At 67.8% G+C, this 15,027-nt stretch carries 14 protein-coding genes; 7 read left to right on the top strand and 7 right to left on the bottom strand.

Going from position 1 to position 15,027, the window contains the following annotated elements; all coding sequences use genetic code 11:
* The first annotated feature begins 6 nt into the window (after nt 1-6).
* Nucleotides 7-1,086, top strand: coding sequence for a 2,5-dihydroxypyridine 5,6-dioxygenase NicX family protein (locus tag DN412_RS16000; protein ID WP_115212514.1), 1,080 nt, complete (start codon nt 7-9; stop codon nt 1,084-1,086).
* Entirely contained in the window at nt 1,079-1,714 is a 636-nt protein-coding gene (locus tag DN412_RS16005) for an N-carbamoylsarcosine amidohydrolase (protein ID WP_115212515.1), read from the top strand. The genes DN412_RS16000 and DN412_RS16005 overlap by 8 nt, the downstream gene beginning before the upstream one ends.
* A 27-nt stretch (nt 1,715-1,741) precedes the next feature.
* Here DN412_RS16005 and DN412_RS16010 read toward each other — a convergent pair whose 3' ends face one another.
* Nucleotides 1,742-2,509, bottom strand: coding sequence for a TetR/AcrR family transcriptional regulator (locus DN412_RS16010; protein ID WP_115212516.1), 768 nt, complete (start codon nt 2,507-2,509; stop codon nt 1,742-1,744).
* An 83-nt stretch (nt 2,510-2,592) separates the two neighbouring features.
* On the opposite strand from DN412_RS16010, the gene DN412_RS16015 reads away from it, so the two are divergent.
* Nucleotides 2,593-4,872 carry a xanthine dehydrogenase family protein molybdopterin-binding subunit gene (locus DN412_RS16015; RefSeq protein ID WP_115212517.1) on the top strand — a complete coding sequence of 760 codons (2,280 nt, stop codon included), beginning with the start codon at nt 2,593-2,595 and terminating at the stop codon, nt 4,870-4,872.
* A gap of 698 nt (nt 4,873-5,570) precedes the next feature.
* Here the strand turns inward: DN412_RS16015 and DN412_RS16020 are convergent.
* A complete protein-coding gene (locus tag DN412_RS16020; protein ID WP_115212518.1) occupies nt 5,571-6,047 on the bottom strand; it encodes a MarR family winged helix-turn-helix transcriptional regulator in 477 nt (158 codons plus the stop codon).
* 215 nt (nt 6,048-6,262) lie between these two features.
* On the opposite strand from DN412_RS16020, the gene DN412_RS16025 reads away from it, so the two are divergent.
* From DN412_RS16025 to DN412_RS16040, 4 genes are all read left to right on the top strand, one after another.
* Nucleotides 6,263-7,150: a DMT family transporter gene (locus tag DN412_RS16025; protein WP_115212545.1), complete on the top strand. Its 888-nt coding sequence runs from the start codon at nt 6,263-6,265 to the stop codon at nt 7,148-7,150.
* Between the two features lie 67 nt (nt 7,151-7,217).
* A complete protein-coding gene (locus tag DN412_RS16030) occupies nt 7,218-8,006 on the top strand; it encodes an SDR family oxidoreductase (protein WP_115212519.1) in 789 nt (262 codons plus the stop codon).
* Between the two features lie 57 nt (nt 8,007-8,063).
* Nucleotides 8,064-8,456, top strand: a complete 393-nt coding sequence (locus tag DN412_RS16035; protein ID WP_115212520.1) for a methylglyoxal synthase — start codon at nt 8,064-8,066, stop codon at nt 8,454-8,456.
* Nucleotides 8,457-8,495: 39 nt separating this feature from the next.
* Nucleotides 8,496-9,473, top strand: a complete 978-nt coding sequence (locus DN412_RS16040) for a quinone oxidoreductase family protein (RefSeq protein ID WP_115212521.1) — start codon at nt 8,496-8,498, stop codon at nt 9,471-9,473.
* Between the two features lie 82 nt (nt 9,474-9,555).
* Here the strand turns inward: DN412_RS16040 and DN412_RS16045 are convergent, their stop codons facing one another.
* From DN412_RS16045 to DN412_RS16065, 5 genes are all read right to left on the bottom strand, one after another.
* Nucleotides 9,556-9,849, bottom strand: coding sequence for a YkvA family protein (locus tag DN412_RS16045; protein ID WP_115212522.1), 294 nt, complete (start codon nt 9,847-9,849; stop codon nt 9,556-9,558).
* A 214-nt stretch (nt 9,850-10,063) separates the two neighbouring features.
* A complete protein-coding gene (locus DN412_RS16050) occupies nt 10,064-11,209 on the bottom strand; it encodes a BMP family ABC transporter substrate-binding protein (RefSeq protein WP_115212523.1) in 1,146 nt (381 codons plus the stop codon).
* Between the two features lie 54 nt (nt 11,210-11,263).
* Nucleotides 11,264-12,184 (bottom strand): ABC transporter permease, encoded by a 921-nt coding sequence (locus DN412_RS16055; RefSeq protein ID WP_115212524.1) that lies wholly within the window; start codon nt 12,182-12,184, stop codon nt 11,264-11,266.
* Between the two features lie 18 nt (nt 12,185-12,202).
* The gene (locus DN412_RS16060; protein ID WP_115212525.1) at nt 12,203-13,312 is read right to left on the bottom strand and encodes an ABC transporter permease; all 1,110 of its coding nucleotides are present in this window, start codon (nt 13,310-13,312) and stop codon (nt 12,203-12,205) included.
* Complete coding sequence (locus DN412_RS16065) at nt 13,305-14,867, bottom strand: ABC transporter ATP-binding protein (RefSeq protein WP_115212526.1); 1,563 nt, start codon at nt 14,865-14,867, stop codon at nt 13,305-13,307. Before DN412_RS16065 ends, DN412_RS16060 begins: the two co-directional genes overlap by 8 nt.
* Nucleotides 14,868-15,027: the final 160 nt, after the last annotated feature.

A 15,027-nucleotide genomic window follows, 5' to 3' on the forward strand; every position in this document is an offset into this window, starting at 1 on the left:
GCGAACATGCCCGTAAGCGATTACGACCTGACCGCGGCGTGGAAGCAGGTGCTGACGCTGTCCAAGCTTGAGCCGGGGCAGACCGTCACCGTGCTGACCGGCGCCGCCACGCACCCGCAGACCTTGCGCACCGCGATGGTGGCGGCGGCATCGATGGGCGCCATCGTCAACCGGCTCGACCTGCCGCCGGTCAATGGCGAGAAGGCGCTGAGCCGCGACGCGCTGGCCTATCTCGGGACGACGCCGCTGACCGGCAACCCGGCCGCCATTGCCGCGCTCAAGGCGAGCGACCTGGTGCTTGACCTGATGACGCTGCTGTTCTCGCCCGAGCAGCACGAGATCCTGGCGCAAGGCACCAGGATTCTGCTGGCAGTGGAGCCGCCCGAAGTGCTGGCACGACTGGTGCCGACCGAGGCCGACCGTGCCCGCGTCAAGGACGCGACCGCGCGGCTGGGCAAGGCGCGCGAGATGCATATCGTGTCCGACGCTGGCATGGACCTGCGCTGCCGCCTGGGCGAGTTCCCGGCGATCAGCGAGTACGGCTTTGTCGACGAGCCCGGCCGCTGGGACCACTGGCCGAGCGGCTTCGTGCTGACCTGGCCGGACGAGGGCGGCACCAACGGCACCATCGTGCTGGACCGCGGCGACATCCTGCTGCCGATGAAGTCCTATATCCAGGCGCCGATCCGGATCACGGTCGAGGCCGGCTACGTGCGCCGCATCGAAGGCGGCCTCGATGCCGAGCTGCTGGCCGACTACATGGCGTCGTTCAATGACCCCGAGGCCTATGCCATGTCGCATATCGGCTGGGGCCTGCAGCCGCGCGCCAGCTGGTCGGCGCTGGCGATGTACGACCGCGAGGCCACCATCGGCATGGACGCGCGCGCCTACGAGGGCAACTTCCTGTGCTCGCTCGGCCCCAACAACGAAGCGGGCGGCAGCCGCACCACCGCCTGCCATATCGATATCCCGGTGCGCCACTGCACCGTCAGCCTGGACGGCGAGCCCGTGGTCGCGCGCGGCAAGGTGATGGACGGCCACCACGCGCCGGCCGCTTCTCTCTACAAGGACGCGCGCCATGGATGACGCCGTGCAGACTTACCAGCGCCAGGGCTTCGGCGCAGCCATGGAGCTGCGTGCGCCGTACGGCCTGCTGATCATCGACTTCGTCAACGGCTTTGCCGATCCGGCGGTGTTCGGCGGCGGCAATATCCCCGAGGCGATCCGCAATACGCAGCCGCTGCTGCGCGCCGCGCGCGAGCAGGGCTGGCCGGTGGCGCACAGCCGCATCGTGTTTGCCGATGACGACAGCGACCACAACATCTTCACGCTGAAGGTGCCGGGCATGCTGACGCTGAAGGAAGACGGCCACAACAGCCAGATCGTGCCGGAACTGGCGCCCGCGCCGGGCGAGCTGGTGGTGCGCAAGACGGTGCCGTCGGCGTTCTTCGGCACTTCGCTGGCGGCGTGGCTGACGCAGCGTGGCGTGCAGACGCTGCTGGTGGCCGGTTGCGTCACCAGCGGCTGCGTGCGCGCCAGCGTGGTCGACGCGATGTCGCTGGGCTTCCGCCCGCTGGTGGTGTCGGATTGCGTGGGCGACCGCGCGCTCGGTCCGCACGACGCCAACCTGTTCGACATGGCGCAAAAGTACGCGACGGTGCTGACGCGTGACGAGGCGCTGGCGCAGGTTGCCGGCGTGCGCGCCGCAGCCTGAGGCCTGGCGATGCGGCCGGGCCTGGCGTCAGCCTGCCGCCGCGCGCCGGCCGCGTGCCGCCTTGCGCGGCGCGGCCGGCGGCGCCACGTCCGCATCCGGCACCGCGCCGGGCACGGCCACCGCGCGCAGCACCGTCTGCTGCATCACATCGCGCCAGTGCGCCACCGCGGGCGGGCTCATCATGGGTTCGCCCAGGAAGGCGCTGAGCGTATGATGGTTGGAGTTGTAGAAGTAGCCAAGCGAAGCGATCACGATATAGACGTCGCGCGCACCCGCATCTGGCCGGAACAGTCCCGCGGCCTTGCCGCGCGCGAGGATGCCGTCGAGCACCGACAGCGCGTAGCTGGAGATCTCGCGCAGTCGCTCCGACTTCTTCGCGTGCTTGCCCTGGCTCATGTTCTCGCTGGTCAGGATGGCGACGAACTCCGGATGGTCCAGGTAGTACTGCCAGACGAAGTCGATCAGCTGCGACAGCGCGCGCACGGGGTCGGCGGCGTCGAGCTCATGTTCCAGCTTCTGCTCGGCTTCATTGAGCTGCAGGTAGATGGTCTCGAGCACTTCGACAAACAGCTTTTCCTTGCTGCCGAAGTAGTAATAGATCATCCGGTCATAGGTCTTGGCCAGCGACGAGATGCGCTCGACGCGGCCGCCGTCGTAGCCGCGCTGGGCGAAGACCTTGATCGCAGCCTTCAGGATGCGGTCGCGGCTGTCCTGGGCTTGCCTGGCCCGGGTCCCGGCAGCCGCCCGCTTCGCGGTTGGCTTCAGCGCAGGCTTGGGCGCGGTCTTGATCGTCATGGTCGATGCTTGGGCTGTTCCACTGTTGGCTTGCAGTATAACGGCGCCCCGGGCCGCAGCCGGTGAAGGGAGATGTAAGAACGATGACGGCAACCAACCTGCAACCCGCGGCACAGGCCGACGCCGCCACGCCGCGCACGCTGCGGCTGGCGCTGCTGCAGGCCACCGGCGTGCTGCTGGTGACGCGCGCCCCGCAGGCGGCGGCGCGGCCGGCGCCCGGCCAGCCCGGCGCGGCGTCCGACTACGTGCCGGCGCTGCCCGATATCTTCGTCGCCGTGCGCGACACCGGCGAGGTGCTGGCCTTCAATGGGCACGTCGACCTGGGCACGGGCATCCGCACGGCGCTGGCGCAGATCGTGGCCGAAGAACTCGATGTGCCGCTCGGGCACGTGCGCATGGTGCTGGGCCATACAGAGGCGACGCCTAACCAGGGTCCCACTATCGCCAGCGCATCGATCCAGATCTCGGCGCTGCCATTGCGCCGCGCCGCCGCCCAGGCGCGTGCGTGGCTGCAGGCCCGTGCCGCGCAGCAACTGGGCGTCGAGGCCGGCGGGCTGGAGGCAGAGGACGGTGTCTTTCGCGTTCCCGGCACGCAGGCCGGCATCGGCTATGGCGCGCTGATTGTCGGCGAGCACGTGGAGCTGCCACTGGCCGACGACATAGCGACCAAGCCGGTCGAGTCCTACCGCATCGTCGGCCGCGCGGCGGGCCGTGTCGATATCCCCGACAAGGCGCGTGGCGCGCTGACCTTTGTCCACGACGTGCGCGTGCCCGGCATGCTGCACGGCCGCGTGGTGCGCCCGCCGTATGCGGGGCGCGACAGCGGCGACTTTGTCGGCAACAGCCTGCTGGAAGTCGACCGCGACTCCGTGCGGGACGTGCCGGGACTGGTCGATGTGGTGGTGCAGGGCGACTTTGTCGGCGTGGTGGCCGAGCGCGAGGAGTACGCGGTGCTGGCCGCGCGCCGGCTGCGCGTGCGCTGGAAGCCGGTGCCGCCGCTGCCCGCGCTGGACGATCCCGAGCCTGCGCTGCGCGCCAACCCGGCCAAGCGGCGCGAACTGCTGGCCGAAGGCGAGCTGCCGGCAAACGGCGCCGGCACGGTCTTGCAACGGCGCTTCGTCTGGCCGTACCAGATGCACGGCTCCATCGGCCCGTCATGCGCCGTGGTCGACTGGCATGACGACGGCCTGACGGTCTGGTCCGGCACGCAGAACCCGCATGTGCTGCGCATCGACCTGGCAAAACTGTGCGGGCTCGGCGAGGACCGCATCGAGATCGTGCGCATGGAAGCCGCCGGCTGCTACGGGCGCAACTGCGCCGACGATGTGTGCGCCGATGCGGCACTGCTGTCGCGAACCGTCGGGCAGCCCGTGCGCGTGCAGCTTTCGCGCGAGCAGGAGCACCTGTGGGAGCCCAAAGGCGCGGCCCAGTTGATGGACGTCAGTGCCACGCTGGGGCCGGACGGCGCGCTGCTTGGCTACGACTTCACCAGCCGCTATCCCTCCAACGATGCGCCCACGCTGGCGCTGGTGCTGACCGGTGCCGTGCCCAATGCGCCGCGCACGCTGGAGATGGGAGACCGCACCGCCGTGCCGCCGTACGCCTATGGCGCGCGCCGCATTGGATGCGACGACACGCCCGCAATCGTGCGCGCTTCGTGGCTGCGTGGCGTATCGGCGTTGCCCAATGCGTTCGCGCATGAGTGCGTGATCGATGAGCTGGCGGCACAGGCGGGTGCCGATCCCGTGGATTTCCGGCTGCGGCATTTGCCGGATGAGCGTGCCGCGGCGCTGCTGCGTGCCGTGGCCGAAGCGGCCGGCTGGCAGTGGGGCGTGGCCGGATCGCGCGGCACGGCGGATGCCGACGGCCGGCTGCGCGGCCGGGGCGTGGCCTACGCCCGCTATATCCACAGCCGCTTCCCGGGCTTCGGCGCGGCCTGGGCCGCATGGGTGGTGGACCTGGCGGTGGACGCCGCCACTGGCCGCATCGCCATCGAAAAGGTGGTGGTGGGGCAGGACACCGGCATGATGGTCAATCCCGACGGCGTGCGCCACCAGATCCACGGCAACGTGGTGCAGACGCTCAGCCGCGTGCTGAAAGAGCAGGTGCGCTTCGATGCCGACGGTGTCGCCAGCCGCGAATGGGGCAGCTATCCGCTGCTGACCTTCCCGGAAATCCCGCCGATAGAAGTGGTGCTGATGCCGCGCCAGTCCGAGCCGCCGCTGGGCGCGGGCGAATCGGCTTCGCTGCCGGGCGCGCCGGCGATTGCCAATGCCTTGTTCGATGCGTTGGGGGTGCGGCTGCGCCGGCCGCCATTCGTGCCTGAGACGGTGCTGGCGACGATGAAGGCGATGAAGGGCTGACAGTGTGCTCCCTCTCCCGCTTGCGGGGCAGGGTTGGGGTGAGGGGCGGCCAAAGTCAAGGCTGCAAACACTGGCACGCAAAGGTGCCCCTGCATCAATTTATATATTTGAGATAGCGCTTATTTCCGCCAGTCATGAGCGTTATGAGAAATGTATAAGTTTTCTCGACTGCAAAAGCCGGACGAGCCATCCTATAGTCCGTTTCAAGCCGGGGAAGAACAACCACCTGAAGAGGAGGTGGAACATGCTGAAGAAGGCCTTACTGCTCACCGTGGCAGGTGCTGCACTTTGCGCTGGTGCAGCCTACGCTGTCCCTACGGGGCCGCGCGACCCGTTTACTGATGGTAGTAACCACGTATCGGTGGGCACTGAGCGGGTGGTCGAAGCATCCCCGGAGTTGCTTGCAGTAGCCCGGCCGAAGGACTGCGACCCATATTGTGGTGGTGAACGGCAAGTCGGGGGAGGCGAAATTGCCTGAGCGAACTCCGGCCACAAGCCAAGAGACGCACGTAGTATGAATGGTGAGCCAGGAACCCGATAAGCCTTCCTGGCTCCCTATCCGCCAGGCGTCGCGCACGGAGCGATGGTATCAAGTTCGCCGCGCCCGAGAACGGGTCGCAGCATGTGTTTCTGCGATTTAATGTGAGTCGGAGAACAAAACCGCGAGCGTCCAGGGGCGCTAGTCGTTTCCGCGCGCACTACCCCCCATTCCCCTCGTCAATCTCACTCATCTTGCGCAGCAGATAAGTCACTGCCACGCGCTCGGCCGGGTTCAGGCTGCCGAAGGTCTGCTCCGAGATATCCTTCGCGAACGGCACGGTCTCATCGATCAAGGCCAGCCCGTCGGGCGTGACCGTCACCACCACCTTGCGCCGGTCATTGGGATCGTGCGACACCGCAATCAGCTTGCGCGACTTCAGCCGGTCGATAATGCCCCGCACCGTGGCCTGGTCGATCGCGGTGGCACGCACCACCTCGTTCATCGAACAAGGCTGGCGGTCCCTGACCGCGCACAGCACCACGAACTGCGCCGCGGTCAGCTGCGAATCCGGGATGGTCTGCTGGAAGATCGCCACGTGGCGCTGGTAGGCGCGCCGCAGCAGGTGGCCCACCTGCTCGGTGAAATCGTAGTCGGCGGCGGTCTTGCCGGAAGGCGTGTCGGAGGGCTGGGGCACGAACCTGGTGCAGTGGGTAAGGTGACTCAGAGTATACCGAGGAAGGTGGCTGGAGGTGGCTGTAAGGTGGCCTTGGGCCGCCGGGGCGACGGCCGATGCCCTTGCGTCTTTTCGAATACAATCGTCGGGTCGTTTCGCGGGGCCGCCGTGCCCGCCCGCTTTCCCCTGTATTCCCCGTGCCTGCCTCCCAGAAGTCTCTCGCCGTACCTGCCGCGCTGCCGTCGCCGCAGCGCTCGGGGCTTGTCATCGCCGCCGTCGGCGCGATGCTGTTCTCCGCCAAGGCGATCGTCGCCAAGCTGATGTACCGCTACAACGTCGATGCCGTGATGGTGATCACGCTGCGCATGCTGTTCGCGGTGCCGCTGTTCATGGCGATTGGCTGGTGGCAGTCGCGCCGGCTGGCGCCGCTGTCGTGGGCGGACCGCGGCCGCGTGGTGTTTCTCGGCTTTATCGGCTACTACCTGTCCAGCTTCCTCGATTTCATCGGCCTGCAATACATCACCGCCGGGCTGGAGCGGCTGATCCTGTTCCTGACGCCGTCGTTCGTGCTGCTGACCACCGCGCTGGTGTTCCGCCGGCCCATCGCCAAACGCCAGTGGGTGTCGCTGCTGCTGGCCTATGCTGGCATCGTGCTGGTGTTCGCGCACGACCTGGATGTCAGCGGCAGCCAGGTGTGGCTGGGCGGCGCGCTGGTGCTGGCCAGTGCCATGACTTATGGTATCTACCTGATCCTGAGCGGCGAGCTGGTGCGGCGCATCGGCTCGCTGCGGCTGGTGGCGTATGCGATGTGCGTCTCGACCGCCTGCTGCGTGATCCAGTACCTGGCGCTGGGCCGGCCGGTGGCGGAACTGGCGCAGCCGGCGCCGGTGATGTGGTTGTCACTCATCAATGCGGTGTTTTGCACCGTGCTGCCGGTGTCGATGACGATGGTGGCGGTGTCGCGCATCGGCGCGCCGATGGCGTCGCAGGCCGGCATGGTCGGCCCGGTGTCGACGCTGTTGCTGGGCTTCTGGCTGCTGGGCGAGCCCATCAGCGGCGTGCAGCTGGCCGGCAGTGCGCTGGTGATGGGCGGCATGTATTTGCTGTCGGCAAGAAAAACGTGATTCCGGGCCGGCCCTGCGAAAGACAACGGACGCGGCCCGCCAAAGACAACAGACAAAGGAGAAGGACATGGATCTGGGACTGCGCGGCAAGCATGCGCTGGTATGCGGCGCCAGCAAGGGCCTGGGCTTTGCCTGCGCCGACGCGCTGGCGGCCGAGGGCGTTGACGTAGTGATCGTGGCGCGCGGCGCCGAGGCGCTGGAGAAGGCCGCCGCCGGCCTGCGCGCGCGCCATGGCCGCCGCGTGATCGCGGTGGCGACCGACATCACCACGCCGGAAGGCCGCAAGGCGGCGCTCGACGCCGTGGCCAAGCTGGGCGACCTCGACATCCTGGTCAACAACGCCGGCGGCCCGCCGCCGGGCAACTTCCGCGACTGGGAGCGCAGCGACTGGCTGGCCGCGCTGGACGCCAATATGCTGACCCCGATCGAGCTGATCAAGGCCACCGTCGACGGCATGATCGCGCGCAAGTGGGGCCGCATCATCAATATCACCAGCGGCGCGGTCAAGGCGCCGATCGACGTGCTGGGCCTGTCCAATGGCGCGCGCTCGGGCCTGACCGGCTTTGTCGCGGGCGTGGCGCGCGAAGTGGCGCAGCACGGCGTGACCGTCAACAACCTGCTGCCGGGCCCGTTCAACACCGACCGCCTGCTCAAGACCATGGAAGGCGGCGCCAAGAAGGCCGGCCTGACCGTGGATGAGGTGGCCCAGCGCCGCGCCGCGGCGAACCCGTCGCGCCGTTTCGGCGAGCCGGCCGAGTTCGGCGCCACCTGCGCCTTCCTGTGCAGCCGCCATGCCGGCTACATCACCGGGCAGAACATCCTGCTCGACGGCGGCGCCTATCCGGGCACCTTCTGATCCTGCTGCCTGCTCTTGTTTCCTGACGTTCACCGACCCCGCAACAAGGAACCCCTGATGACTCGCCCCCGCATCGCGCTGATCGCCCACGACCACAAGAAGGACGATATCGTCGCCTTCGCCACGCGCCACCGCGCCTTCCTTTCGCAGTGCGAGCTGCTGGCCACCGGCACCACCGGCGGGCGCCTGATCGACGAGGTCGGGCTGGAGGTGACGCGGATGCTGTCGGGGCCGTGGGGCGGCGACCTGCAGATCGGCGCGCAGCTGGCCGTAGGCGAGGTGCGCGCCGTGGTGTTCCTGCGCGACCCGATGACGCCGCAGCCGCACGAACCCGATATCAACGCGCTGGTGCGCGCCTGTGACGTGCACAACGTGCCGTGCGCCACCAACGTGGCCACCGCCGAGCTGTTGATTGCCGGGCTGACACGCGAGGCTGACGCCGGCAACTGAATTCCCATCGATGCAGCACCATAACGAGGAGCGACACAAATGAGCAAAGCCATCCGGATCGAGCAGACCGGCGGTCCCGAAGTCATGCAGTGGGTCGATGTCGAAGTGGGTGATCCCGGCCCCGGCGAAGTGCGCGTGCGCCATGAGGCGGTGGGCCTGAACTACATCGATGTCTATTTCCGCACCGGGCTGTACAAGCAGCCGCTGCCGGGCGGGCTGGGCATGGAAGGCGCGGGCGTGGTCGAAGCGGTGGGCGAGGGCGTGCGCCACGTCGCCGTGGGGGACCGCGTCGCCTACGCCGGCCGCCCCAACGGCGCCTATGCGCAGGTGCGGGTGATGCCGGCCGATATCGTGGTGCGCCTGCCCGACGCGATCCCGTTCGACACCGCTGCGGCGATGATGCTGCAGGGCCTGACCGCGCAGTACCTGATCCGCGACAGCTACAAGGCGCAGCCGGGCGACACGGTGCTGCTGCATGCGGCCGCGGGCGGCGTTGGCCTGATTGCCAGCCAGTGGCTCAAGGCGCTGGGCGTGACTGTGATCGGCACTGTCGGCAGCGACGAGAAGGCCGAGCTGGCGCGCGCCAACGGCTGCGCCCACACCATCGTCTACACGCGTGAGTCGTTCCTTGACCGCGTCAAGGAAATCACCAACGGCAAGGGTGTGGCGGCGGTCTATGACTCGATCGGCAAGGACACTTTCGAGGGCTCGCTCGACTGCCTGGCGCCGCGCGGCACCATGGTCAGCTTCGGCAATGCTTCGGGCCCGGTGCCGCCGTTCGATCTGTCGGTGCTGGGCAGCAAGGGGTCGCTGCGCCTGACGCGGCCGACGCTGATGACCTACGTGGTGCACCGCGAACTGCTGGAGCCGATGGTGGCCGACCTGTTCGACGCCGTGGCCACCGGCAAGGTGAAGATCGACATCCGCCAGCGCTATGCGCTGTCGGAGGTGGCGCAGGCGCACCGCGACCTGGAGTCGCGCAAGACCACCGGCTCGACCGTCCTGCTGCCGGACTGACGCGGCTAGCGCTGCGCTGCAATGCAAAGCCCCCGGGGCAGCGTGGCTGCCACGGGGGCTTTGTGTTTTCTAACCGGCGGGATCAGTGCGGCCTGACCGTGGTGGCCGTGGCCCGCGCTTCGGCCTGGCGCAGGATATGGGGCGGCAGGCGCTTGAGGATCAGGTGCACGACCAGCGGAATCAGGACGACGTCATCCACGATGCCAAGGCCGGCGATGAAGTCGGGAATCAGGTCGATCGGCGAAATCGCATAGAGCAGCAGCCCGAGGGCGGCCGGCTTCAGCCACGGCGGCGCATCCGGATGGCGCAGGGCGTACCAGAACAGGCCGCCGTCGCGGCGCACCAGCGTCAACAGGGCCGAAAATCGCTTCCACATGAGAGGCCTCCTTCACATTGCGGGCGCCGGTGACTGGCGCATGCACAGATAGGTTGGGCAGTTATCGGCGGCTTCAAGTTCCGCAAGGTGGATGCGGTGCGGGGAGGGTGCCCGGAACGGGCGGCAGGGCGGGGGATTGTGGCGATTCCGCCCCCGCGCGTGGCGGGGACGGGCGCCGCGCACCGGCCATGGCGCGCGGCTGGCTGCGTGGCGATCAGCCCGGGATCTTCCCTTCCACGCCTTCGACGTAGAACTTGATGCCATGCAGGAAGCCATCGTCGGCAACCTGGTCCTTGGCGAGCTGTTCCTTGCCGGTGTTGTCCTTGATCGGACCCTTCCAGATCGGCGCGGTGCCGTCGATCACGCCCTTGCGGCGCTCTTCGACCAGCTTCTTCGCGTCTTCAGGCACGACGGGGTTGAAGTCCTTCAGGTCGATCATGCCTTCCTTCAGGCCCCACCACGTGGTGTTGTTCTTCCACTGCTTGTTCAGCACGTCTTCGACCACCTTGTTGTAGTAGACGCCCCACGAGATTTCCGAGGCGGCCAGGTGGGCCTTCTCGCCGAACTTGCTCATATTGCTGTCCCAGCCGAAGGCGTACACACCCTTCTCCTGCGCGGTCTGCACCACGGCGGCGGAGTCGGTGTTCTGCATCAGCATGTCCACGCCCTGGCCGATCAGGGTGGTGGCGGCTTCACGCTCCTTGCCCGGATCGAACCACTTGTTGACCCACACCACCTTCACGGTGGCCTTGGGGTTGACGCTGCGCGCGCCCAGCGTGAACGAGTCGATATTGCGGATCACCTCGGGAATGGGCACCGATGCCACCACGCCCATCTTGCCGGTCTTGCTCATCTTGCCCGCCACCACGCCAGCCAGGTACGCGCCTTCATAGGTGCGCACGTCGTACTGGGCCAGGTTCTCGGCGGTCTTGAAGCCGGTGGCGTGCTCGAACTTCACGTCCGGGAATTCCTTGGCGACCTTGAGCATCGACTCCATGTAGCCGAAGGTGGTGCCGAAGATCAGCTTGTTGCCCTGGCTGGCCAGGTCGCGGAACACGCGCTCGGCATCGGCGGCGGATTCGGGCACGTTCTCGACGAAGGTGGTCTTGACCTTGTCGCCGAACTTCGCTTCCACGGCCTTGCGGCCGGCATCGTGCGCGTAGGTCCAGCCGGCGTCGCCCACCGGCCCGATGTAGACGAAGGCGACCTTGAGCGGTTCGGCCTTCTGCTCGGCAGCGGGCGCGGCGGCCGGGGCCGCCGTCTCGGCAGGCTTCTCGGCTTCCTTCTTGCCGCAGCCGGCCAGGGCCAGCACGGCGGTGGCGGCGAGTGCCGCCAGGGTCTTCCTGCGCGTGACGATCATGATTTCTCCTTGTGTGAATTGTTGGTAGCTCAGGGATTTCCGTCAGAAAAACGATCAGGCATTGCCCGGGCGGAACGGCTTGCCCAGCGATGCCGGCATGTTCAGGCGAATCCAGGCCGGGTTGCGCGAGATCAGCGCCAGCACCACGATGGTGGCCGCGTAAGGCAGCATCGACAGGAACTGCGACGGCACCGATACGCCAATGCCCTGCAGGTAGAACTGCAGGATGGTCACGCCGCCGAACAGCCACGCGCCCACCAGCACGCGGCCCGGACGCCAGGTGGCAAAGGTGGTCAGCGCCAGCGCAATCCAGCCGCGCCCGGCGACCAGGTTCTCGACCCACATCGGCGTGTACACCAGCGACAGGTAGGCGCCCGCCAGCCCGCAGCAAGCGCCGCCGAACAGCAGCGCGGCAAAGCGGATGGTGCGCACCGGGTAGCCCAGCGCGTGCGCCGACTCCGGCGATTCACCAATCGCGCGCAGCGTCAGCCCCGCGCGCGTGCGGAACAGGAACCACATGATGGCAAAGCACAGCAGCAGGCTGAAATACACCATCCAGTGATGCTGGAAGAAGGCCGGGCCGACGAAGGGCAGGTCGGCCAGGCCGGGCACGGCCTTGGCCTGCGCCGGCATGGCAAAGCCGACAAAGCGCTGGCCCATGAAGGCCGACAGGCCGGTGCCGAAGATCGACAGCGCCAGGCCGGTGGCGACCTGGTTGGTGGCCAGCACCAGCGCCAGCCACGAGAACAGCGTGGCCATCAGCATGCCGGCGAGCGCGCCGGCGGCAAAGCCGAGCAGCGGCGACTGGGTCTGGTAGCCGACCATGAAGCCGGCCACCGCGGCGACCAGCATCATGCCTTCGGCGCCCAGGTTGAGCACGCCGGAGCGCTCGTTGATCAGCAGGCCCAGCGCGGCCAGCAGCAGCGGCGTGCCGGCATTGATGGCAGTGGCAATGAGGGGAGCAAGTTGTTCCATATTGTTCTTTTGCTCCGCTCAGGCTGCCGTGGCACGCCAGCGCAGGCGGTTTTCGATCAGGGTGTCGCAGGCCAGCAGGAAAAACAGCAGCATGCCCTGGAACACCCAGCCAATGGCTGACGGCAGGCCCAGCCGCGACTGCGCCATCTCGCCGCCGATATAGAACAGCGACATCATGATGCCGCCGAAGACGGTGCCGACCGGATGCAGGCGCCCCACGAAGGCGACGATGATGGCGGTGAAGCCATAGCCCGGCGAGATCGACGGCAGCAGCTGGCCGATCGGGCCGGTGACTTCGAACGCGCCCGCCAGGCCCGCGGTGGCGCCCGAGATCAGCAGCGCGTTCCACAGCGCGCTGCGCGCCGAGAAGCCGGCGTAGCGCGCCGCCGCCGGCGCGGTGCCGCCGACCTGCAGGCGGTAGCCGGCAAAGCTGCGGAACACGAACACGGTCATCACCGCCACCAGCACCAGCATCACCACAAAGCCGGCATGCAGGCGCGAGCCCGACATCAGGTTGGGCAGCAGGTACTCGGACGAGAATACCTTCGATTGCGGGAAGTTCATGCCGTTGGGATCCTTCAGCGGCCCGTTGACCACCCACAGCAGCAGCTGCTGCGCGATATAGGTGAGCATCAGCGAGACCAGGATCTCGTTGGCGTTGAACCTGTCCTTGAGCACCGCCGTGAGCGAGGCCCACAGCATGCCGCCGATCATGCCGGCCAGCGAGGCCAGCACCAGCACCACGGTGCCGTTCACGGCCTGGCCCGGCACATCGAAAACCAGCACAGTGGCGCCCGCGAAGATGCCGCCGGCAATCAGCTGTCCGTCGGCGCCAATGTTCCACACGTTGGCGCGATAGCAAACCGACAGGCCGAGCGCGCACAGCGCCAGCGGCACGGTCTTGAGCAGCACCTCGCCAATGGCGCGCTTGTCGCGCAGCGGATCGGCCAGGAAGACCTTGAGCGCGGCCACGGGGTCCTTGCCGAGCACCAGGAACAGCAGCGCGCCGAACAAGAGCGTCAGCGCCAGCGCGATCACCGGCGAGGCATAGGCCATGGCGCGCGAGGGCAGGCCGCGCGGCGCCAGGGAGAGGGGGGAGCGGGGCAGCAGGTGTCGCAACTCAGCCATGGCTTGCCACCTCCGCGCCGGCATGCGCCTGGGCAGGTCCGCCTTCCCATAGTCCGCTCATCCACAGGCCGACCTGCTCGCGCGTGGCGGTCTCGGTCGGCACCGAGGGCGACAGCCGGCCCTTGGCGATCACGTGCAGCCGGTCGCAGATCGCGAACAGCTCGTCGAGCTCTTCCGACACCACCAGGATGGCGCAGCCGGTGGCCTTCAGCGCCAGGATCTCGTTGTGGATCTGCGCCGCGGCGCCCACGTCCACGCCCCAGGTCGGTTGTGCCACGATCAGTACCTTCGGGCCGCTCTCGATCTCGCGGCCGACAATGAATTTCTGCAGGTTGCCGCCCGACAGGCTGCGCGCCAGCGCGTCCGGCCCGCTGGCCTTGACGCGGAAACGGTTGATCACCGCCGCGGCCAGGCCGGTGGCGGCCTTGGGCGAGATCATGCCTTGCCGCACATAGGGCGGCGTCTGATGCGATAACAGAACGTTGGTGGCCAGGCTCATGCCAGGCACCGCGCCGCGGCCCAGGCGTTCTTCCGGCACGAAGGCCAGGCCCGCGCGGCGGCGCTGGCGCGCATCGGCGCGGCCGACCGGTTTGCCGCCCAGCTGCACGGACATATGGTCCGCGCGCGTGTCCTCGCCCGAGAGCGCGGCCAGCATTTCCTGCTGCCCGTTGCCGGATACGCCGGCAATGCCGACGATCTCGCCGGCGTGGACATCCAGCGAGATCCGGCTCAGCTCGGTGGCGAACGCATGCGCGCGCGGCAGCGACAGGTCCTGCACGCTGAGCCGCACCGGGCCGCGTTCCGCTGCCACGCGTGTTTCGCGCGGCGGTTCGCCGCCGATCATCAGCCGCGACAGCGACGCCGCGGTTTCCTGGCGCGGATCGCACACGCCGGTGACCTTGCCCATGCGCATCACGGTGGCGTGATGGCACAGCGCGCGGATCTCGTCGAGCTTGTGGCTGATGTAGAGGATGCTGGTGCCTTCGGCGGCCAGCTGGCGCAGCGTGACGAAGAGTGTTTCTACCGCCTGCGGTGTCAGCACCGAGGTGGGCTCGTCCAGGATCAGCAGTTGCGGATCGGCCAGCAGCGCGCGCACGATCTCCACGCGCTGGCGCTCGCCGACCGAGAGCGTATGCACATGACGGTTGGGCTCCAGCGGCAGGCCGTAGCGTTCGGCGGTGGAGCGGATGCGTTCGGCCAGCTGCTTCATGTTGCCTTGCTGTGCGGCGGGCAGGCCGAGTGCGATGTTCTCGGTCACGGTCAGCGTGTCGAACAGCGAGAAATGCTGGAACACCATGGCGATGCCCAGGTTGCGGGCATCGTGCGGGCTGTTGATGGTTACCGGCGCCCCGTTGAAGTGCATCTCGCCGGCATCCGGACGGACCGCGCCAAAGATAATCTTCATCAGGGTGGACTTGCCTGCGCCGTTTTCACCCAGCACGGCATGGATCTCGCCGGGTGCGACGCTGAGGCTGACGTCGTCATTGGCGACGACGCCCGGGTAGCGCTTGCTGATATGGGCCAGCGCCAGCCTGGGGGGGAGTTGTGATGTCACTGAGGCGGCTCGGGTTGTTGTGGTGGCAGCAACGTGGGATGAGTCAGATGCGCGGCAGTGCGTGGCGCAGCATCGCCGCGACGCATTGCAGCATTCATCATGGTCTGGTGATGCCCGATATTTGTGATGAATTATATAAGTGACAGGGGGCCGGACGGGC

The organism is Cupriavidus lacunae, assembly GCF_003353055.1.
Lineage (GTDB): Bacteria > Pseudomonadota > Gammaproteobacteria > Burkholderiales > Burkholderiaceae > Cupriavidus > Cupriavidus lacunae.